Here is a 19,295-nt window from a genome sequence, read left to right as displayed (position 1 = left end):
TGTCCTGCGCTGTCAGCGTCGGAAGCGCAACGCCTCCGTCGGGGCAGCTGGATCGACCGGGCCCTGCTGCGGCGGGCGCGCCGGGCCGGCATGGCCGGTACCGCGAGGAGGTCGTCCCGGTGTTCGGCGAGACGGCCGCGGCGCCCGCATCGGCGTCGTCTCGGCATGCGCGGTCACGATGTGGGGCTGCGTCTGGCGGCGTCGGCGGTGCTCCTCGTCGATACCGTCGGAAAGCCTTGCCAGATAACCGATGAGCGCCGCGACGTCCCCGTCATCCCACCGGGACAGCACCGCTTCGAGGCCGTTGATGTTCGACGACCGCTGCTCCTCGAACACGGCTCGGCCGCGCTGAGTGAGGCAGAAGCGGGGCGGCGCCGACTGATCAGCGGCCGGTGCCCGGCCGACCAGACCGTCCCGGATCAACGCCGAGATGCGTTCCTCGACGGCGCGCGGGTCGCTGTCGACCGCGGCCGCGAGTTCGGCCAGCGTCAACGTGCCCGTCCCACCCAGGTAGGCCGCGATGACGTAGTCACCACGGTCCAGGCGGTGCGGCGTCGTCGAAACTCCCAGCGAGACCGCGGACTGGCGACCGACCGCGGTCATCACGTTCTCCAGGCGTTGCGCGCGTCGGCGCAACGCCGACGGTGACAGCACCGGTTCGACGTCGCTCGGTACCGGCGCGGGCGCCGGCGTCGCCGAGGGGATGGCCAGTGCGATCAAGGCGGCCGCGGCCGCTGCGACACCGGCGATGATCAACGCGACGCGGAACCCGTTCAACGACGGGATCATGTGACCGGCGACGGTCATCCCGGTCTGGACGAGGATCGCGGTCATCACCGCACTCGACACCGAGGTGCCCAATGCCCGCGCCAGAGAGTTGATCCCGTTGGCGGCTGCGGTCTCCGACACCGGAACGGCGGCGTTGATCAGCGTCGGCAACGAGGCGAAGGCAAAGCCTACCCCGGCGCTCACCACGACGCTGAAACCCAGGACGCCGGCGGGCGAGCCGAGAAGCTGGGTACCGCCGAGATAGCCGGCGGCGATGACGCCGCAGCCGAGCACGAGCGTGAAGCGGGGACCACGCGACGCGATGACCTTGGCCGCAATGGGCGCCGAGGCCATCATCGCCAAACCACCGGGAGCCATCCACAGCCCGGCCGCCACCAGACTCTGGCCCAGGCCGTGCCCGGTGGAGCTGGGCAGCTGCAGGATCTGCGGGCCGATCAACGACATTGCGAACATCGCGAAGCCCACCGCGATGGACGCGACGTTGGTCAGTAGGACGGGAGTCTTCATCGTGGTCCGGATGTCGACCAGCGGTGTGGGCGCCCGCATCTGCCACCAGCCGAACACCGCGAACGCCACCACCGAACCCAGCAGCAGACCGATCGTCGTCACGTTGACCCAACCCCAGGTCGCGCCCTTGGAGATCGGCAGGAGCAGCAGGATCAGCGCCGCGGACAGGCCGAGCGCACCGAGGACATCGAAACGTCCCATCGACGTGGACGGCACGACGTCAGGCACGAAGACGCTGAACATCACGCAGCAGCCCAGCCCGAGCGCCGCGGCGCACCAGAACAGCGCATGCCAACTGAAGTGTTCGGCGATCACCGCCGAGAGCGGGAGCCCCAGCGCGCCGCCCACCCCGAGCGATGCGCTGACCATGCCCATGGCGCCGCCGACCCGTTCGGCGGGAAGCGCTGCGCGCAGCACGCTGATGCCGAGCGGGATGACCGGTGCGCCGAATCCTTGCAGTGCGCGGCCGACGACCAGCGGGATCAACGAGCTCGTCAGCGCGGCGACGACGGAGCCGACGGTGAGCAGCACCGCGCAGGCGACCAGCACCCGTTTGGCGCCGAACATGTCGCCCAGCCGGCCGAACATCGGCGTCGCGACCGCGCCCGTCAGCAGCGTCGCGGTCACCGCCCACGAGGCGTTCGACGACGACGTGCCCAGGATCTGCGGCAGTTGCGGGACGAGCGGGATGACCAGCGTCTGCATCAGCGACACGCTGATCCCGGCGACGGCGAGCACGGCGATCAGGACCCGGCCGCCGGTGGGCGGCGCGGGGCGCTCCACGAGTTGATGAGTCACGAAGGGAAGTCCTCGGTAGTTCGAGAGGGTTGGCGAAGCCGTGACGGCGGGTGCGGGCACGTCCTCGTGCCCCGGTTAACAGCACCTTCGGCCGTTTCAATAAACGGAACAATAGCACCGCGGTCGTTTCATTACTCATACTGGTGGGATGAATCACGCGTCCTCCGACGCTGCGCGCAGGCGCGTTGCCCCGGGCCGGCCGACCCGTGAGCAGGCGCTGCAGCGCGCCGAGGACCTGCTCGACGGTGCGCTGGAGGTGTTCCTCGATCGCGGCTACGACTACGCGACCATCGACGCGATCGCGGCCCAGGTGGGCATGGCCAAGCGGACCATCTACGCGCGCTATCGCGACAAGGAGGCGTTGTTCCGTGCTGCGGTGCAGCGCGCCATCGACCGTTGGGTGGTGCCGGTCGACGACCTGCAGAACCTCGACACCGGTGATCTGGAGGAGACGCTGATCGCCGTGGCCCGGGCCCGGCTGCAGACCGCCGTCAGTTCCGACGGGGTCCGCCTGCAGCGCATCCTCAACGCCGAGGCGTACCGCTTTCCCGAGCTGGGCCGACAGGCCTACGAGCAGGGCACCCTGCCGGTGGTGCGGTTCATCGCCGAGGTGCTGCGGCGCCACGCCTCCGACGGCGGTATCGCCGTCGACGAGCCCGAACTGCTCGGGACGTCGTTCCTGAGCCTGGTGATCGGCGGACCGGCCCACGGCGTGCTGTGGGGGGCCGTCCTGGACAACGATGCGGTCGCCGACCGCATCCGCACGTGCGTGCGGCTATTCCTCGACGGCGCCCGTCCGCGTTGACAAGCGTTGCGCGACAGCGCCGTAGCGCTCCAGCCGCTCCGGATCGGACAGCGCGTTGTAGAGCACCAAGCGGGTGGCTGTCCCGGCATACCGGACGCTGAGCGCCTCGGCCAGACCGTCCCACGGCGCCTCGGTGACGAATGTGGCCAGGTGCTCGTCGGTGATCTGCGCGGCCATGCCGGCGATGTCCCCGGCCTTCTGCTTCTCCCGGAGCCGGGCCGTGGTGCCTTCGAAGCCGGCCTCGTCCCAGATGAACGCGTAGTTCGGTGTGCTGCCGTAGAAGCTCAGGCTCGCACGGACCAGCTCCCGTTCGCGGTGGCGTTCCTCGTCGCTGTCGCCGACGATCGTCATCACCGGCACGATGAGCGCGACCTCGTCGGCTGAGCGGCCCGACTTCTGCGCTCCGGCAGCGACATTCGGCAGCACATGGCGCGCGATGTAGCCCGGCTCGCCGAGCGGATGCACATGCACGCCGTCGGCCACCTCACCGGCCATCCGCAGCATCCACGGATTGACCGCCGCCACATCCACCTTCGGGTCGGGAGCGTCGATGGGGCCCGCGCTCCACTGCGGCGTGATGAAGTCCATGCTGTAGAAGTCGCCCCGGTGGTTGAGCTTGCCGGTCCGGAACGCCGCGAAGCACGCCTTGACTGCGAGCACGTAGTCGCGCAGTCGCGGGCCGGGGCGCTCGAACTCCACGCCGTAGCGGCGCACCACATGGGTGCGGACCTGGGTGCCCAGACCCAGCCGGAAGCCGCCGCCCGTCGCCTCCTGCAGTTCCCACGCCGTGGCGGCCGTGACGAAGGGGCTGCGCGGAAACGCCACGGCGACACCGGTGGACAACTCCAGTCCCGGCGCGGCCTGAGCTGCCAGCGCGGCGTTCATGTACGGGGTGCGGCCGGTCTCGGTGAACAGCATCCCGTCGAAGCCCGCCTTCTGCGTTCGGCGGGCCAGGTCGCCGATCGTCTGCAGGGGCTGCGGGGTGGTCATCACGTCGACGTGCACGACCGCACCCTAGCCTTCTTTGGGGACGCCCAGTGTTGAGTTGAGGCACGTGATCGCCCCGAATGTGTGCCGGAAGCCAACGCTCAGCGGGGACATCCGGCCGGCGGGAACGTCACATCCTGTTAATAGCGGCGAAATTGCGGTGCCACACCTGCGTCGTTCACTGTGTGCAACCCCAGCCGCCGCCCGGAGGACAGCCCATGACAGTCGACGCCGCGCCCAAGCAACTGACGATCGTCCGCGGTGCCTGCCCGCACGACTGCCCCGACACCTGCGCCATGCTCTACCACGTCGAAGACGGCAAACTGGTTGACGTCAAGGGAGATCCGGAACACCCGATGACGCGCGGCGGCCTGTGCGTCAAGGTCAAGAACTTCCACGAACACCACTACCAGCCGGATCGACTGCTGTATCCGATGCGCCGGGTGGGCGCCAAGGGGGCCGGCGAGTTCGAGCGCATCACCTGGGACGAGGCACTCGCCGAGATCAAGGCGCGCTGGACCGCCATCATCGACGAGTACGGCAGCCAGGCGATCATGCCGCACGCCTATCTGGGTCACCAGGGTGTGCTCAACGGGCTGACCTCCGGCGACGCGTTCTTCAACCGGCTGGGATCGACCGTCGCCGAGAAGACGTACTGTGAATCCGGGTCGTCGACCGCGTGGCACATGACCGTCGGTGGATCCGGGGGATTGGATGTCGAGTCGATGGCGTACTCGAAGTACATCATCGTGTGGGGCATGAACATGACCAGCACCAACCTGCACGGTTGGCCGTTCCTGCTGGAGGCGCGCAAGAACAACGGCGCCAAGATCGTCGTCATCGATCCCGTACGTAATCGCACAGCGCGCCAGGCGGATTGGCACATCCCGATCCGGCCCGGCACCGACGGCGCGCTTGCCATGGGCATGATTCACGAGATCATCGCGCAGGGTCTGGTCGACACCGACTACGTCGAGCGCTACACCGTCGGTTACGACGAGCTCGCCGCGCGCGCTGCCCAGTACCCGCCCGAGCGCGTCGAGGAGATCACCGGGATCCCCGCCGCCGACATCCGCACGCTGGCCTACGAATACGCCACCAGCCAGCCCGCCGCGATCCGTCAAGGGGTGGCGCTGGAACGTAGCCGCGGCGGCGGTCAGGCGATCCGCGCCATCACCTGCCTGCCGGCGCTCGTCGGCGCGTGGCGTCACGTCGGCGGTGGCACCATGGAGATGCCGATCTGGGAGTTCCCGACGAAGTTCGACGCGATCTGCAAACCGGAGTGGATTCCCGAGGGCGCCCGCGTGGTCAACGAGCTCGACCTCGGCATGGCGCTGACCGGTGAGCTCGGCCTGGACCCGCCGATCAAGTCCCTGTTCGTCTACAACTCCAACCCGGTGTCACAAGGCCCCGCGCAAGAGAAGACGATGCGTGGCCTGATGCGCGACGATCTGTTCACCGTCGTCAGTGAGCATTTCATCACCGACACAGCGAAATTCGCCGACCTGCTGCTGCCCGCGACCATGCAAGCCGAACAACTCGACATCATGGTCACGTGGGGACACCTCTACATTTCGCTGAACCAGCCCGCGATCGAGCCGCCCGGGGAGTGCGTGCCCAACGTGGAGCTGTTTCGGCGATTGGCCAGAACCATGGAGTTCGACGAGGAATCCATGGCCTACTGGAACCGCACCGACCGCGAGATGCTCATCGACTTCCACGACTGGGATGCCCCCGCCCTGGCCGGCATCACCTACGAGAAGCTCGAAGAGGTCGGCTGGATGCGTCTGAACGTCGGCACCCCCGACGTCCGGGCACCACACGCGGAAGGCAACTTCCCGACGCCGTCGGGCAAGTGCGAGTTCAAGTCCAGCCTGGCCGAGGGCGGCAACTTCGTCGTCCCCGTATGGCGGTCGATGTACGAGGCCATGCAACCCGGCGACTACGTCGACCCGGTGCCTGACTACGTCCCGCCCTTCGAGTCCCCGCAGTCCAATCCCGAACTCGCCGAACGGTATCCGCTTTCGATCATCTCGCCCAAGCCGCACGCGTTCCTCAACAGCCAGTACGGCAATGCGGCCGACAAGCAGAAGGTGCAGGGGCGGCAGTGCGTGTTCATCCATCCCGCCGATGCGGCCGAACGCGGCATCGCCGAGGGCGATACGGTACGCGTCTTCAACGACCGCGGCTCGTTCCAGGGGCCGGCGGCCTACGACGACGGGCTGATGCCCGGCCTGGTCATGGCCAATGTGGGGCACTGGCAGGGAAAGACATCGGGCACCACGGTCAACGCGATCACCGCCGATCGGCACTGCGGACTGGGCAACGCCGGGGTCTACGGCGACAACCTGGTCGAGGTGGAGAAATGTGCGGGGGCAGGAATGGAAGACAAAGCGGCGAGCTGAGCTACGACAGGCGCTCGTCGAGGATCGTCAGCGCCTTGATCAGCTCCTCGTGCGGCAGCGGGTTGTCGTGCGAGAACGCGATCAGGACGCCGACGATCGCGCCGGCGATCACGCGTCGTTCGAACTCGTCGACGTGCTCACCGAGCCGCTCGGCCAGCGCGTCGGTGAGCAGATCGATCAAGTGGACGTACTCCGAGTACACCAAACCGCGCGCCTCGGGCACCTGATACAGCAGGCTTTGACCGAGGATCGCGTCTTCGCGCTCTTCGGGGGACAAACCGCTGAACACCTCGTTCACCGCGTGGCGATACGCTGCCGCGACCGACAGCTCCCGCGGCGCGGCTCGAAACGCCGCGACGATCGGAGAACTGTGGTCGTCGGATACCAGGAGCGCTTCCTTGACCCGGAAATACCGGTAGAACGTCCTCGGTGAGACGTCGGCGGCCTCAGCGATCTGTTCCACCGTGGTGTTCGGATACCCCTGCTCGTCGAACAGGCGGAAGGCCTCGCGGCGTATCGCCAGGCGGGTCTGCGCCTTCTTGCGCTGGCGCAGGCCGCTGGAGGGATCCTCAGGCAAGGGCACCTTCGCAAGCATTCCTCATCGGTTCGCCTTCCGCCAAGGGCTTGGCGGACATCCGCGCGTGCCTGCGGACGGCCACCGGCCGCCTATCCGTCACCTCCCGTTCATGCCGTGATCTTGATCCGCTCACCTGTGCCCGCCAGGCTCCGACCGTCCTGTGAGCACAACTGAAGAGGGTGACCGATGAGGGCCTCGCACCTGGTCCGCGCGACCGCGACCGCAACGATCGCAGCACTGCTGTTGGCGGCCTGCTCCCGCGACACCGAAGACGAGCCCACCGACCCGGACCTGCCACGGGCGACGTCGGCTGTCGACTTCGACCTTCCCGACGCCGAGCGCTACCACCGCACGGCCACCTATCCGGTGTACCTCAATGCACCGGCCGATCAACGAGACGACGAGACGGTAGCGGAGATCTCCACCGTCACCCCGGACGGCAACACCGTCATCTACACCGACGCAGCCGGCAAGCGCATCGGCTTCCTCGACATCCGAGACGCCGCCAACCCTGTTGGCCTCGGCACGCTTTCGCTGTCCGAGCTGGGCCACGCCGACGACCAGCCCACCTCGGTGGCCGCGGTCGGCGAGTTCGTGCTCGTCGTCGTCGACACCACCGGCGGCGAGTTCCCCAAGCCGTCCGGTCGCGTCGACGTCGTCCGCGTCGCAGACCGCACCCTTGTGCACAGCATCGACCTCGGCGGACAGCCCGACTCCATCGCGATCTCCCCGGACGGCTCGTTCGCCGCGATCGCGATGGAGAACCAGCGTGATGAGGAGTTCACCCCGGCCGGCGGCGAGGAGGGCGACCTGCCGCAGCTGCCGACAGGCTTCATCGCGCTGATCGACCTCGTGGGCGCGCCGGAGGCGTGGATCCCGCGGCGCGTGGACTTCGACGTCGAGGCTGCGCGAGCCGCGGGCCTGGACACCGCCGAGGACCTGGAGCCGGAGTACGTCAGCATCAACTCCCGCGGCCAGATTGCGGTGACGCTGCAGGAAAACAACGGCATCGCGATCATCGACGGCCGCACCGGCGAGATCCAGAACATCTTCAGCGCCGGAGCGGTGTCCGTGACCGGTATCGACACCGCCGAAGACGGCCGGATCGACCAGACCGGTTCCATCCCCGACACCCCACGCGAACCCGACGCCATCGGCTGGATCGGCGACGGCCATGTCGCGACCGCCAACGAGGGCGACTGGAAGGGCGGCACCCGCGGCTGGACGATCTTCGACGCCGGGAGCGGCGAGGTGGTCTGGGACGCCGGCAACAGCTTCGAACAGTTGGCCGTGCGGACCGGGATGCACATCGAAAGCCGCTCGGAATCCAAGGGTCCCGAGCCGGAGGGTCTCGCGATCACCGAGATCGACGGTCGCCCGGTTGCGCTCGTCGCCTCGGAACGCAGCAACTTCGTCGCCGTCTACGACGTCAGCGACGTCGCCGCCCCGCAGTTCCGCCAGATCCTGCCCACCACCCCGGGTCCCGAGGGCATCCTGCCGGTCCCGGCGCGCGACCTGCTCGTCATCTCCTCGGAAACCGACGACGCCGAAGCGCGCGTCCGTGCCTCGGTGAACGTCTACGGTTTAGGGTCGCAGTACGCCGCGTCCGGAGGCACTCCGTCGTTCCCGTCGATCGTGTCCGGGGACATCGACGGCACTCCGATCGCGTGGGGCGCTCTCGGTGCGCTGGCGACGGACCCGGCCGACGAGAACCGGCTCTACACGGCCACCGATATCGCGTATGGGCCGGCGCGCATCCTGGGCATCGATCTGACACAGACCCCAGCGCTGATCGACACCGAGCTGCCGATCACCGACAACGGCGAGCCGGTGACCCTCGACATCGAAGGCGTCGCCGCGAAGCCTGACGGTGGCTTCGTGCTGGCGGTCGAGGGGGAGGAGGGCCCCGGCAATCAGCTGGTGTTCGTCGCCGCCGACGGGGCGATCGATACGCGGGTGTCGCTTCCTTCGGACGTTGCCGCGGGGCTCGGTGGTCAAGGTTTCGAAGGTGTCGCGTTAGACGGCGACGCGGTGTGGGTGGCCCTCCAGCGGGAGGTGAAGACCGATCCCGTGGGCGTGGCTCGGCTCGGCCGTTACACCCCGGCCGGTGACAAGTGGGAATGGTTCGGCTATCAGCTCGACACCACCGACGTCGACGGCGACTGGATTGGGCTCTCCGAGATCCAGGTGCACGACGGGTCGCTGTTGATCCTCGAGCGCGACAAGCTCAACGGGCCCGACGCCCGCGTGAAGGCCATCTACCGCGTGGCGCTGCCGACCGACCCCGGCACCGTGCAGGTGCTGCCGAAGACGTTGGCGCGCAACCTCCTTCCTGACCTGCAGGCTGGACGCGGCTATACCCAGGAAAAGGTTGAGGGCTTCGCGGTCGCGGGCAACGGCAGGCTCTACGTCGTCACCGACAACGACGGCCTCGACGACGCCAACGGCGAGACCGTGTTCCTGGACCTCGGACCGGCCGGCGAGGCGCTGGGTTAGGTTCGGCGAACTTGCATTCCACGCGCGTCAACTCGCCATTTGACGCGCGTGGAATGCAAGTTCGGCGATTGGGCTGAGTGTCCTGAAGGCACACATGTCGTGGCAGCATGATCGTGGTGTGGTTCCGCAGCGGTAGTACCGTTTTGAGCGGCCGGTCGCAGACGTATGTTGGCCTGGGAGGGGGCGGTCCTCATGAATCTGGTCGACAACGCGACTGTCCGTCGGGCCGTCGCTGATTTTGTGTCCCGGCCTGAGCAGCGAACCGCGATCGAGGTGCTTCGATCTTGCATGTACGGCGAACTACTCCTCGACCTAACCGGGTCAGACATGCCGGTGGATGGTTCGTTCGTCCGCGGATCTCGGATCCAGATCCGCGAGGGCACTGGGCCGGACGGTGGCCGGGCGCTGTTCGTATTCACGCGTCAGGAGGAGATCGCCCGTCTGTATCCACCGGACACTCAGACTCAGTCGATGGTCACGCCCGCGGCCGCTGCGCTTGGGTTGGCACAGCATCAAAAGGCTGCCTGGCTCTATATAGATCCCGCAGGACCAACGTGTGCGTTGTCGGCTGCAGAGATCGAATTCGCGTTGAGCAGTCCGAACAACGAGCCGTTGAAGACGGCGCTCGCAGCGTTGGACGCCGGCCAGGTCGACAGGCTGAACGTCCTGGAAGTTCTTCGGCAAGACGGCCCGCTGCTGTTGGGCGCAGCCGCGGAATCGGTCGGGGGTAAGACAGCGGTCCGCTCGACTGTTTTGGCCGATGGCAGACCCGCTCTGATCGGATTCACCAGCGCACCTGAGGTCGTCGCGTTCAACCCATCGGATGCCGCCGTCGTCCTCACCACGCTCCAGGTGTTGGAATTGGTCCGCAGAGATGGCTACAGCGGAATCGTCGTAAACCCCGCTGGGCCCTCAATTGCGTTCTCCAGGGCGGAAGTTGGCTAGGGCCTACCTCCTGGGAGCATGCAATTCGGCTGCAGACTCGATGATGCGGAGAGAGTAGTAGCTCGAATCGTTACGTCCGAGATACATTCCAGTCTGTAGCACGATCAGGTGACAGTATCCGTCAGGCGCTTCCATGCATTCCGCGGATTCCATCGCGCGCCGCGTTGATGTATTTGGAGATAGTTTCTCGAACCCACCGTAGCTCCTCAACGCTGGTTTGTGGTTCGAAACTCACAGCCCGGATCAGCTCTTCGAGTGGGACATCAGACTTCGGGGAAAATTTGGTGAGGTACTGCCATGTAGGAGATTTGTCGCGAGGCCCGAATTCGTTCGGGGCCTCTAGTGGGGCAATCATGCAATTGACGCTGCCCTCGCGGGACGACCGATAAACCTGGATCTTACAATCCTCGGACCTGTAGTAAACAACAGAACCGAACCCGCCGTCTTCATCAACATGTGCGTTGACACTATCCAGCGTGAACCCGAGCTCAGACAGCAGAGGACCGACGGCGGATTGCACTTCATCGGGAAAGCTGTCAATCTCGTTCATCGACTTCCTATCCTCACCCATGAGCTTCCAATTCGCTCGTATCCGTATTCGGACGCATTCGCCGCGAGATATTTCATCTCCTTTGCGGAGAACGAATTAGGATCAGTGCGGACGATGTCTTCTGACGACGAGCATCTCGTGCCGTCAACGATGTAGTCGCTGATCTGCCCGTGTGCAATTGTTTCGGGTCGGCCTTCAGCGGCCACCCGCATGCGACACCATGCCCCCCTTCACGTCTCAGCCGTACGCTAACACTGCTCGGTTGCCCGCTGACGCGGCACATTCCGAGGCGTTCATGTGCGGCACCGAGTGTGCTTCTAACGCGCCGTTTTCGCGGGTTTGACGCGCGTGGAATGCAGTTTCGACGCTAGACGGGAGCCGGGACCTTCGCGGTTGTGCGCATCTGCTGGCGGAGCTCGGTGAACTCCGAGATCGTGCGCGTCGCCACCGTGGCGACCGGGCGGGCGTTGCGGCCGGTGGCCTCGGTCTTGGACACCATGACCACGCTGTCGATGTAGGGCTGAATGGTGGTCGCGTTCTGCACCGTCGCGACGATCACCAGCTGGAACCCGAACTTGCGGAACGCCTGCAACGCCTGCTGAGCGAACTGCGGATCGGACTTCGAGAACGCCTCGTCGAGCATCAGCTGCGCGAACACCGGACGGTTGTCGGTGTCGCCGGGCGCCGCCAGGTTGAAGCTCAACGCACCGGCCAGGCAGAACGCCATCAGCTTCTCCTGCTCGCCGCCGGAGTTGTCACCGGCGTTGGAGTGCGTACGGATCAATTCGCCAGTGCTGATGTCCCATTCGGCGCAGTCGAACGTGAACCGGTTACGCACGTCGAGGGCGTCGCGCGTCCACGCCTTGTCCTCCGGCGCGGTCGACGCCAGCCGGTTGCGCAGCCGCAGGATGTCGGCGTACTGATCCAAGATCGCCTGCTTGTCACCCAAGCCGACCTCGGCGATGCGCCGGCTGATCGACCGCACGATCTCGGTCAGCTCCGACACCGCCGTCAGCACCCGCGGGGTCGCGCGCAGCGTCAACCGGGTGCCGCGGTTGAACTCGACCGCGCCCAGACCGGTGTTGACGCGCTCGATCTGCTCGGCGATGCGCCGGGCCTCCTGTTCGGCGACCCGGTGCAGCGTCAGGATCGCATCCGGTGCCTGTTCGGTGACCAGTCGCATCATCCGCTCGTATGCCTCGGGCAGCTCACGCTCGTCGATGTGGCGGCACAGCGCGACATAGTCGTGCACGCGCTCGTCGAAGTTGTCCGAGTCGTTGGGGATCGCATCGGGGAACGCGGTGTCGAACGTGTTGAGGATGCGCGCCAACTCGTCGTAGGAGCGTCGGCGGCTCTCCCGAAGCTGTTCGCGCTCCTTCTTGATCGCGGTGAACAGCGCGTCGCGATGCGGTTCGGGCTCGAGCAGCTCGAGCGTCACCGGCACCTGGTTGGCGTACCGGTGCAGCAACTCCGTCAGCGGCTCGGACACGAAAGCAGGCTGCAGCCGGTCCTGCAGTTCCAGCAGCCGGGTCCGGCGCTCGTCGAGATCGTCGCGACGGGTCTGGATGGCGCCGCGGCGGGTCATGAGTTTCTGGATCTGCGACCAACATTCGTCGGCGCGCGCGTTGAGCGCCTCGATGTCGGGGTTGTCGGCCAGCAGCAGCTCGTACTGCTCACGCAGCCGGTCGGCGTGTCCGTCGGCGGTTTCGACGTCGATCTGGTTCCACTGGCCGAACTGCTCGCAGATGGCTTTGCACGCCGAAGCGCGGTCGCGCCACTGCTGGCGTTGGGCGGCGATGTCGTCGGCGGTGCGGCGCGCCTTCTGGTAGGCCTCCTCGGCGGCGGCCAGGTCGACGGTCAGGGCGTTGATCTTCGCCGACACGTCGCCCTGATACAGGTATTCCGACTGCTTGAGCGGCCGGCGGTCGTCCTTGATGGCCAGCCGGTCGGAGTCCTTGTACAGACCCGTATCGGTGACCGCGCGCCGGAACCGCGCGAACACGTCCGGGCTGTCCACGCAGATGTGGTCACCGGCGGCCGTGACGATGTCGACGGCCTCAGCCGCGCACGGATGCTGCGGGTCGACCGGAAACAGCTTGCCCGCCAGGGTGTTCGACTCCGGCTCGACCGGCTCGGCACCGTAGTTCTTGGTGCGCACGTGATGCAGTGCGAGCCGGCCCCGCATGTTCGTCTCGTTGACGAAGCGCAACACCTTCGTCCAATGCTGGTCGGGCACCAGCAGCCGCAGACCCGCGCCGCGCAGCACCTTCTCCACCGCGGTGCGCCACCGCGTCTGGTCGGCCCGCAGATCCATCAGCTCGGCCACATACGGCAGCTCCGCGGTGTCGACGCCGACTGCCGCGCAGATCTGTTCGCGCATCAGCAGCGCGAACTCCGGCAGTGCCGAACCCACATGCTCGACGCGTTTGAGTTCCTTGGCGGCGTCGTCGCGGGCGATGCGGGCGGCCTTCTGCGCGTACTCCGCGTCGGTGGACGCTTCGCGGTGGCGCTCCACCTTGGCCAGCAGTTCGGTGGCCTCGGCCAGCAGTTCCTCGCGCAGGTTCCAGAACTCCTCGGCGGTGTCCGGGATGTCCAGGCCCTGCGCGGTCAGCATGTCCTCGTAGGCCGAGCGGCGACGCGACACCTGCTCGGCCTGTGTCTCCGCGGCAGTGACCTGCGACTGCAGCGGTCCGAGGCTGGCGCTGTTGCCGTTGATCTGCGCATTGAGCGAATCCGCTTCGGCCTTGGCCAGATTCAGCGACCGGGTGACGTCTTCGTACTCGTTGTCGAGCTGTTCGATGGTCGAGTCCAGCTGCGCGATCTGCGCGGGGCACTGCGTGACGCGCACGTGGTCGGTGTAGGCGCGCACCATCGGTGCGTCGACCAGGTCGATGATGCCCAGGTCCGAGGACTCGGATGCGTACCGCTGTTGGATCTTCTCGATGTCGCCGAGGATCTTGCGTTTGCGTTGGGCGACCGCGAGCAGTTCGCGGGCCTCCACCAGCGGGTCGATCTGCTTGAGCGCCTCGGGCAGTCGCGCCAGGCTGTCGGGTTCGTCGAGCATGAACTCCCGGACGAACTGTTCGAGGCCGCCGACGCTCTTCAGTGACTTCGCCTTGCCGAGCAACTGTTGAGCGGCGTCGGAGGCGCGGATCCCGATGGTGGCGTACAGCTGTGCCAGATACTGCGACTCCACCTTGGTGGTGAACCGCCAGCCGTTTTCTTTGAACACGGCCGTGTCGAAACGCCCTGCCGCCCAACGATTGCAGACGTCTTCGATGTCGAGGTCGCCGTCGCCGATGACGAAGCGGCTCGACGAGTCGTTGCGGGACTCGCCGGTGAGCCACTTGAGCACCAGGCCCGTCACGGTGCGCCCGGAGTCGCTGGCGTAGGTGACGGCGACCGCCGACCACGCGGTGCCCTCGCCGCGCAGGTACATCACCCGGCTGGTGCCGCCGTCGCTGCGCTGTCCCCACGCGCCGCGCACGTACTTGTCGACGGTGCGTCGTCCGGCGCTCGATCCTGCGGCGGTGTTGTCGCCGGAGGCGTTGAAGTTGCGTCGGTTGAACGGCAGGAATCCGAGCGAGATCGCGTCCAGCAGTGAGGATTTGCCGCTGCCGGAGGCGCCGGCGATCAGTGCACCGCCGGGGCTGAACGGGATGGAGTGGTAGCCGTCGAACACGCCCCAGTTGATGACCTGTAGGCGGGACAGGTGGAACTGTTCAGTCACCTTCGTCTCCTTCGGCGGGTGCGCCGCCGCGCTGCAGCTGTTCGAACTGTTGCTGCAGCTCGGTGATGACGCTCGCGGTCATCACCGCGGTGATCACCGGGCTGATGGTGTAGCTGTCCTCGTCGTCGCGGGTCTTGCGCAGGATCTCCAACCCGGCCAGTCGGGCGATGGCGCCGTCGATGCGCGCGGTGAACGTCACGGCGTCCCGGTCGGTGTCGTTGAGCACGCCGGAGAACAAGGCGTGCATCTCCTCCCGGCTGATCAACACGGTCTGCCCACCGGACGCGCGCATCATCTGTGCCAGATGCAGCGCGAGGATCGAGTCGTAGGTGCCCAGCGGTTCGCGACGGAGAAGCTTGACGCCCCTGGCGGATTCGTAACGGGCCTGTTCGACGAACGCCACATCGGTACCTTCGACCACGCGCAGTAGCAGGTCAAGCTCGGAGAGCCGCACGGCGAGCTGGTCGCGGTACTCCAGAATCCAGGCGTAGAGGTCGCTGTCGGATTCGGCGCTGATGTAGCGGCGGGTGAGCAGGTGCTGCAGCGCCCAGCAGGCGCGGTCGGGCAGTTCGGAGACGTCGCCGTCGAAGCGCGGGCGGCGCTGGTGCGGGGGACGGGCGTTCTGGTCGACCTGCGGCAGGGACGAGAAGGCGGCGTACTCGGCGGCCTGGTCGGTGGTCATACGGTGGCTCCGGCGAGGGTGCTGATCGGCTCGGTGAATTGCAAAGCAGGAACTTTGATTTCGCGGTCCTTGCCGTCGAGTGAGCGGAAGCGGACGGTGGTCGACGGCGTGGTGTCGGGATTCGGCTGCTTGAGCGCCCAGGACCACAACACGATGACGTGACCCAGATAGGCGTTCTCCACCATCTCCACCGCCTGCGGCAGGGACACCGGGCCCCGGCTGATGGCGGCGTTGAGCATGTCGGTCATCGCCGGTGCGTCGACCTGGGTGGTCAGCGCGGCGAAACTGGTCAGGTCGACTTCGCCCTCGGCGGGCCGGGCCGGCTTCGGCGCCGATAGATCGCCGATCTTGAAGCTGAGCGCGCCGACGGAGCTGATCGTGTGGCGTGCCAGCGGCAACTCGATGTCCAGGCGGGAGTCGATGAGGCTGGTCTTGAGCAGGTTGCGGGCCGCACCGATGGCCTCGTTGAGCTGACGGGCCACGCCGCGGCTCTGTTCGAGTGTGCCGAACGCGGTGAACCGTTTGACCCGCTGTGCGCAGCGTTGCTGGATGCGTTCCACCTCGTCGATCTGGTGGCCGACGAGCTCGAAGAACCCGGCCATGACCTTCCGCAGCTCAGGGTCGAGGTGGGGGAGGGCTTGGGCGACGGCGGCGACGTCGGCCTCGAACTCGGCGCGCTGGTCGGGGTCGTTGATCATCCGCAGGAACGCGCGATGGGAGTCGCGGCCTTTCGAGTCCCAGGCGGCCTGGTAGTCGGCGTACATCTGGCGTTGGCGGTCGCGATACTCGGTGTTGGAATCGATGGGCTCGTCGAGGGCGGCGGTGGCCTGTTCGATCATGGTGCCGTACTGACCGATGTCGGTGATCAGGCGTTCCATCTGCAGGGCGATGGCACGGGCTTCGTCGTAGCAATCGGTGACATCGGGCTCTGGGCGATGGCCGCTGTCGAGTTTGTCGAGCTCTTCGTGCAGCGCCGCGATTTCGGCTTCGATGTGTTTGCGCACGCGGGCAGGGTCATTGTCGACCTTGAGGGCCACCTGCTTGAGGCGGGACGCGATGCCGGTGATGGAGCCGCCTGTGGCGATGGTGTCCTGGCGGCGCATGCCACGAAGGAAGTCCAGCGCGCGGCGGGCGTCCTGGGTCAGGTAGCACACGTTCTGGTCGTGGCGTTCGTCGACGATACGGTGCAGCCAGCCCTGGGCTGCCCAGGACTTGATCAGAGCGAGGGCGGGCTGTGGGTCGTCGAGCTCGTTCAGGTCGCGTTCCAGGCGGACGACGAGCTCGGTCTCGGAGACGGTGCCGTCGGCCAGGTGACGCTCCATGAGCGTGGCGTACAGACCCAGGTTCGTGGCGGCCAGCAGCCGGATCGCGCGCGAACTCTGCAGGTCGCGGTTGAGCTCGAGCAACTCAGCCGCGGGAAGCCCCGCATTGTCGTCCACGTCGTCCTCTGTTCAGTGTGTACTTCGGAGGTCCCAACATAAGCGACGGCGGGGACATCTCCGAAGCGGGGCGGAGGGGTGTCGGAGACGATCTTCGTCACGCTGCGCGTTTGCGGACGTCAGCGGATTGTTCGCGCTCGCAAGGCATTGCAGCAGGTGGGGCGGGTGGTGCTGGCGTGATATATGAGGCGGGGGGCGGCTCTGGATCGGTTTACGCAGTGGCGGCCGGGCTGGTGGGTGAGGGCGGTTCGTCGGTCCCCGGGACGAGATGAAGCGGGAGGGGTCGACGTACTCCGCGGATTCACCAGTGCGTCAACCTCCGGCATCGCCCAACGCCGCGCCGTTCACCGTGTACTAGCGCGCATGCGAACCGGGGGACGCCAGCGGCTTGAGCGGAAGTCCGACGACGATCCGCGCCGCATTGTGTCCGAGCGTGCGGGCCGCGCGTGCATCGCCGGCATCCGCGGTCAACCCCGCCAAGGGTGCGGGAATCTGGTCGGGATGCACGCAGACGTGGCCGCGTGAATCGACGCCGACACCCACACCCAACGGTGATCTGGCGGCGGCTGCCTTGGCGAGCGCCGTTGCGGACCGATCATCGGCCACGCGATCGAGGACATACGGCACCCCTTCTTCCTCGGCGCCGGCCAACACCGCCGTCTCGATCGGTCCCGCTTCCGCGCTCAGCACCACGATCGCGGGCTTGGGCGGCTGCCCGCCCTCACGCGCCAACGCCCTGCTCCACTCGCGACTCGAGTGCGTAGCCGGCGACCAATCCCGACGCAACCGCGTTGCGCGGGCCTTCGGTCCCACGTACGTTGCCTGTGCCGCAGACGATCCCGAAGGGTGCCACGGCATCTGCGATCAGATCCGGAATCTCGAAGTCCAAAGCGCAGCCACCGAGCAGCACCACGAAACCGATGCGGCGTAGGTCGCCGTCCGGTGCGATCCGTTTCAGCGAACGCAACGCGTTGACCACGAATACCCGTTCCTTGGCGCCGCGGCGCACGGCTCGGATCCTGTCCATCGGGTGCCGGGTCGGGATTGGGCTCATCACCTGCTCGCCGAGCGTCACCACGCGGGCGAAGGCCGTTGTGGGCAGCGGTGTTTCGAAGAACTGAACCGTGCCATTCTCGAGCCGGACGTGAAAGAAGCTCTCCACCTTGCCCAACGGGCAGCGCTTGACCTCCTCGGCCAGTTCGAGGTTGTCGAGGCCGAGTTCGGCATCGATCAACTTTGTGACCAGATCACCGGCACCGGCCAGATGGACGGTGTCGATGTGGCCGTCGGGCGTGATCAGCGCGGCGTCGGTGGACCCGCCGCCGAGGTCGAGCACCACCAGCGGCTTGTCGGTGCCCGGCGTGGTGAGCGCACCCAGGACCGCCATCTCGGCCTCCACACCGCCGACCACTGCCTCGACCCGCCTGGCTCCCGTACCTTGCAGCCGAGCGTGCACCGCATCGGCAACCGCCTGCATGCCGCTCTCCCTGGTGCGCACCATCGCGGCCAGTGCCACCGCGTTCTCGAGGGCCACCTCTCCAGCCAGGCCGCCCCGGACTTCCTGCGGCACAAACGTATCGACGGCCAGCAGGTCTTGGATGTGCACATCGGTGAGCGCATACCCGCACAGGTCGGCCATGCTTTGGCGGACGTTGGAAATCATGCCGCCGGTGTTCGTTCCGGATTCCCCGACCACGTCGACCAAGGGAGCCACCCGCTGCACGGCGGCCATGATGTCCTCGGCGCCGCCGGAGACGTCGACCGTCAGCCGTCTGCGGTGGCCGATCAGCTCGAGCGATCCCGCCGCGATGACGCGATCGCCGATGTCCCCCGACGGCGTGCGCACGACCACGGCCGACCGATTGCCGGTCAGCGCTCGCGCGACCGGCGACACCAACTTCGTTTCGGCGGCGTCGAGGCCGAAAATTGTCGCCAGACCGTAAGCGTTCGACAGTGTCCGAATCGACTGTCCCGGCCCTGCCACCTCCACCGCCGCCGGCATCCCCAGCGGCACGGCGTCGATCCTCGACACCTCGTCGATGACCGGGATCGCCGTTTCAAGGCGGTTGACGACCAGCACCGCGTCGTCGTTGCACAGAATCGCGCCGGTGACCGAAACGCCGCGTGCAGCAGCGCTATTGATGGCACGAGCCGCGATCTCATAGTCCACCTCGGCCGGCACCACGACAATCACCGCGTGGCCCGGCTCGGCATCGGCCAACCCGCCGAAGTTGATCACCACCCCGACTCCGAGCCCGCGGCCGCCGGGGGTGCGCGGGTCATGTCCGATCATCGTCGACTCGGTGATGATCGTTTCGGTGATGGTCTCCATCGCCAGCCCGCTGATCACCGGTGTCGCCTCGTTGAGCAGGATCACGCCCAGATCCGCAATCGGGACGCCAGCCGATGCGAGCGCATCGACAACCGCCTTGGCGACGCCGTCGACGTTCGCAGCGGTCCCCTTGACACCGGTGGTCGGCGTCAGCGCGGTGCCCACGAACTCGACCTCGCCGGCGTCGACGCGCGCGACTGCGGCCTCTGTTGTCGAGTTCCCGATATCAACCCCGACGACGATCAACGAACCA

13 protein-coding genes are annotated in these 19,295 nt (G+C 66.9%); 4 read left to right on the top strand and 9 right to left on the bottom strand.

The window, feature by feature from the left end; translation table 11 throughout:
* Nucleotides 1–12 precede the first annotated feature (12 nt).
* On the bottom strand, nucleotides 13–2,094 hold the full coding sequence (locus ACQI46_RS01855) for an MFS transporter (protein WP_427092234.1): 2,082 nt from the start codon (nucleotides 2,092–2,094) through the stop codon (nucleotides 13–15).
* A 148-nt stretch (nucleotides 2,095–2,242) separates the two neighbouring features.
* Between ACQI46_RS01855 and ACQI46_RS01850 the strand changes: the two genes are divergently transcribed.
* The gene (locus ACQI46_RS01850) at nucleotides 2,243–2,899 is read left to right on the top strand and encodes a TetR/AcrR family transcriptional regulator (protein ID WP_427092233.1); all 657 of its coding nucleotides are present in this window, start codon (nucleotides 2,243–2,245) and stop codon (nucleotides 2,897–2,899) included.
* Here ACQI46_RS01850 and ACQI46_RS01845 read toward each other — a convergent pair.
* Entirely contained in the window at nucleotides 2,870–3,904 is a 1,035-nt protein-coding gene (locus ACQI46_RS01845) for a TIGR03617 family F420-dependent LLM class oxidoreductase (protein ID WP_427092232.1), read from the bottom strand. The two genes, ACQI46_RS01850 and ACQI46_RS01845, sit on opposite strands and share 30 nt — an antisense overlap.
* Nucleotides 3,905–4,104: 200 nt before the next feature.
* Here ACQI46_RS01845 and ACQI46_RS01840 point away from each other — a divergent pair, with 200 nt between their 5' ends.
* The gene (locus tag ACQI46_RS01840; protein WP_427092231.1) at nucleotides 4,105–6,291 is read left to right on the top strand and encodes a molybdopterin-containing oxidoreductase family protein; all 2,187 of its coding nucleotides are present in this window, start codon (nucleotides 4,105–4,107) and stop codon (nucleotides 6,289–6,291) included.
* Nucleotide 6,292: 1 nt separating this feature from the next.
* Here the strand turns inward: ACQI46_RS01840 and ACQI46_RS01835 are convergent, their stop codons facing one another.
* The gene (locus ACQI46_RS01835; protein WP_427092230.1) at nucleotides 6,293–6,886 is read right to left on the bottom strand and encodes a TetR family transcriptional regulator; all 594 of its coding nucleotides are present in this window, start codon (nucleotides 6,884–6,886) and stop codon (nucleotides 6,293–6,295) included.
* Between the two features lie 168 nt (nucleotides 6,887–7,054).
* On the opposite strand from ACQI46_RS01835, the gene ACQI46_RS01830 reads away from it, so the two are divergent.
* The gene (locus tag ACQI46_RS01830; protein ID WP_427092229.1) at nucleotides 7,055–9,364 is read left to right on the top strand and encodes an esterase-like activity of phytase family protein; all 2,310 of its coding nucleotides are present in this window, start codon (nucleotides 7,055–7,057) and stop codon (nucleotides 9,362–9,364) included.
* A gap of 192 nt (nucleotides 9,365–9,556) precedes the next feature.
* Entirely contained in the window at nucleotides 9,557–10,309 is a 753-nt protein-coding gene (locus ACQI46_RS01825; RefSeq protein ID WP_427092228.1) for an SseB family protein, read from the top strand.
* Between the two features lie 121 nt (nucleotides 10,310–10,430).
* Here ACQI46_RS01825 and ACQI46_RS01820 read toward each other — a convergent pair whose 3' ends face one another.
* The 6 genes from ACQI46_RS01820 to ACQI46_RS01795 all read right to left on the bottom strand — a co-directional run bounded on the left by ACQI46_RS01820 (nucleotide 10,431) and on the right by ACQI46_RS01795 (nucleotide 19,288).
* The gene (locus ACQI46_RS01820) at nucleotides 10,431–10,859 is read right to left on the bottom strand and encodes a hypothetical protein (protein ID WP_427092227.1); all 429 of its coding nucleotides are present in this window, start codon (nucleotides 10,857–10,859) and stop codon (nucleotides 10,431–10,433) included.
* 367 nt (nucleotides 10,860–11,226) lie between these two features.
* Nucleotides 11,227–14,589, bottom strand: a complete 3,363-nt coding sequence (locus ACQI46_RS01815) for an ATP-binding protein (RefSeq protein ID WP_427092226.1) — start codon at nucleotides 14,587–14,589, stop codon at nucleotides 11,227–11,229.
* Nucleotides 14,582–15,271 (bottom strand): DUF4194 domain-containing protein, encoded by a 690-nt coding sequence (locus tag ACQI46_RS01810; protein ID WP_427092225.1) that lies wholly within the window; start codon nucleotides 15,269–15,271, stop codon nucleotides 14,582–14,584. The genes ACQI46_RS01815 and ACQI46_RS01810 overlap by 8 nt, the downstream gene beginning before the upstream one ends.
* Nucleotides 15,268–16,710, bottom strand: a complete 1,443-nt coding sequence (locus ACQI46_RS01805; RefSeq protein ID WP_427092224.1) for a DUF3375 domain-containing protein — start codon at nucleotides 16,708–16,710, stop codon at nucleotides 15,268–15,270. The genes ACQI46_RS01810 and ACQI46_RS01805 overlap by 4 nt, the downstream gene beginning before the upstream one ends.
* 354 nt (nucleotides 16,711–17,064) lie before the next feature.
* Nucleotides 17,065–17,442, bottom strand: a complete 378-nt coding sequence (locus tag ACQI46_RS01800; RefSeq protein WP_427092223.1) for a glycerol dehydratase reactivase beta/small subunit family protein — start codon at nucleotides 17,440–17,442, stop codon at nucleotides 17,065–17,067.
* Nucleotides 17,432–19,288: a diol dehydratase reactivase subunit alpha gene (locus ACQI46_RS01795; protein WP_427092222.1), complete on the bottom strand. Its 1,857-nt coding sequence runs from the start codon at nucleotides 19,286–19,288 to the stop codon at nucleotides 17,432–17,434. Before ACQI46_RS01795 ends, ACQI46_RS01800 begins: the two co-directional genes overlap by 11 nt.
* Nucleotides 19,289–19,295: the final 7 nt, after the last annotated feature.

It is taken from the genome of Mycobacterium sp. SMC-4, assembly GCF_050205565.1.
Lineage (GTDB): Bacteria > Actinomycetota > Actinomycetes > Mycobacteriales > Mycobacteriaceae > Mycobacterium.
Note: the sequence above shows the minus strand (reverse complement) of the source record. Positions and strands in the feature narration are given on the sequence as shown.

What these genes read in the sequence shown, in the direction of transcription:
- ACQI46_RS01850 (WP_427092233.1), top strand. Translation starts at nt 2,243, where the DNA reads ATGAATCACGCGTCCTCCGACGCTGCGCGCAGGCGCGTTGCCCCGGGC.
- ACQI46_RS01840 (WP_427092231.1), top strand. Translation starts at nt 4,105, where the DNA reads ATGACAGTCGACGCCGCGCCCAAGCAACTGACGATCGTCCGCGGTGCC.
- ACQI46_RS01835 (WP_427092230.1), bottom strand. Translation starts at nt 6,886, where the DNA reads ATGCTTGCGAAGGTGCCCTTGCCTGAGGATCCCTCCAGCGGCCTGCGC.
- ACQI46_RS01830 (WP_427092229.1), top strand. Translation starts at nt 7,055, where the DNA reads ATGAGGGCCTCGCACCTGGTCCGCGCGACCGCGACCGCAACGATCGCA.
- ACQI46_RS01825 (WP_427092228.1), top strand. Translation starts at nt 9,557, where the DNA reads ATGAATCTGGTCGACAACGCGACTGTCCGTCGGGCCGTCGCTGATTTT.
- ACQI46_RS01820 (WP_427092227.1), bottom strand. Translation starts at nt 10,859, where the DNA reads ATGAACGAGATTGACAGCTTTCCCGATGAAGTGCAATCCGCCGTCGGT.
- ACQI46_RS01810 (WP_427092225.1), bottom strand. Translation starts at nt 15,271, where the DNA reads ATGACCACCGACCAGGCCGCCGAGTACGCCGCCTTCTCGTCCCTGCCG.